Consider the following 1,325-nt stretch of genomic DNA (forward strand, 5'->3'; position numbering starts at 1 on the left):
AGCATAGAGATGATGATCGAAAAATCAAAAGAGAGTTACTATGAAACGTTGAGATTGAGTTCCATTGGCTGGCATGATAATGAAAATGACTATGTCCCATTTATCAAGTATTATTTAGGAGTAATTCTGGCAGCATACAGAGAGTTTTCCTCAAGAATGGAAACCATCAGAAATCAAGGATTAACCAAATCAGAGAGAGTAAGGTATATCTTTGAAACAAGAGTAGGCAAAATTAGCAAGTCTGATATTGCCAAGCTCTGTCCTGATATAAGCATCACTACAATAGAAAAAGCATTGGCTGAACTTGTAAAAACGGATTACATAATAAAGGTTGGTGGCGGTAGGAGCACAGCCTATATTTTAAATGATAAGTCAAAACATGATTAATGTATTGAGGAAGGATGTGTTATAGTATCTATGACACAATCCGGCCTCGGCTTATAAACTTACTTATGGTACGGTTCAGCGTAACAAAGTTTATTACAAAACGAAAATTTGATTCTGAAATAAGAAATAAGTAAGTTTTCAAGTGAATCATATCTAGAAATATAGATGAATATTTAATATATAAATCTGAGCAGTAATATTTGCTCAGATTTTTTTATGGGTGTAATTAAAAAATATTATACGAATATTTTTATAAAGTGTTTAAAGGATTCAGTTGAAAAGTCCACAATATCAAAATTGCCTTCATTGAGGCACCAATCATAGATAATTCCTCGGGTAAAGCGTATTATATAGTTTGAAATTTCATTTGCAGTCATATCACTTCGTATTTCATTTTCCCTTTGGCCAGCTATTACAATATTTGTAATAAAACTATTAAATAGATGATCTTCGGAAGTTAAGAATTTTTGTTTTACTTGAAGTTCATTTTTAAACATTTGCTTAACCAAATCAACACCAATTTTTTTTGCATAATTCATTTCTAATCTAATCAATTCAATAAGCCTTTCTTCTGAACTAGAATTTTCTTTAAGAAAATCATTAAGTTGTGATTCGATATAACGGTCTCCTTCTTTAAAACTTTCGACTATAATATCATATTTCGATTGAAAATGATGATAGAATGCACCGTTTGAAACCTCTGATTTTTTGCAGATTTCGCTAATTTTTACATTTTCAAAACCGTATTCGGATATTAATTTTTGAGCTGTTTTATATATTTTTGTTCTTGTAGTTATTGCTTGAATTTGTCTAGGTGTTAAATTGTTATCTTCCATGCCAATCTCCTTCCTATATTGTCAAGCCCAAAATGTTGATTTTTAGGGCTTGTCTTTAAATATTTACCTCAAAACCAGAGCCAAAAGTGATGAACAGTCATC

The 1,325-nt window shown here is 30.6% G+C and carries 1 protein-coding gene and 1 pseudogene; one reads left to right on the plus strand and one right to left on the minus strand.

Annotated elements, in window-relative coordinates:
* Positions 1-387 (plus strand): annotated as a pseudogene (locus BUB05_RS18785) (Fic family protein); the annotation flags it as partial.
* Positions 388-623: 236 nt separating this feature from the next.
* Here BUB05_RS18785 and BUB05_RS18355 read toward each other — a convergent pair.
* On the minus strand, positions 624-1,223 hold the full coding sequence (locus BUB05_RS18355) for a TetR/AcrR family transcriptional regulator (RefSeq protein ID WP_073051232.1): 600 nt from the start codon (positions 1,221-1,223) through the stop codon (positions 624-626).
* Between the last annotated feature and the right edge of the window lie 102 nt (positions 1,224-1,325).

It is taken from the genome of Dethiosulfatibacter aminovorans DSM 17477, assembly GCF_900142005.1.
GTDB lineage: Bacteria > Bacillota > Clostridia > Tissierellales > Dethiosulfatibacteraceae > Dethiosulfatibacter > Dethiosulfatibacter aminovorans.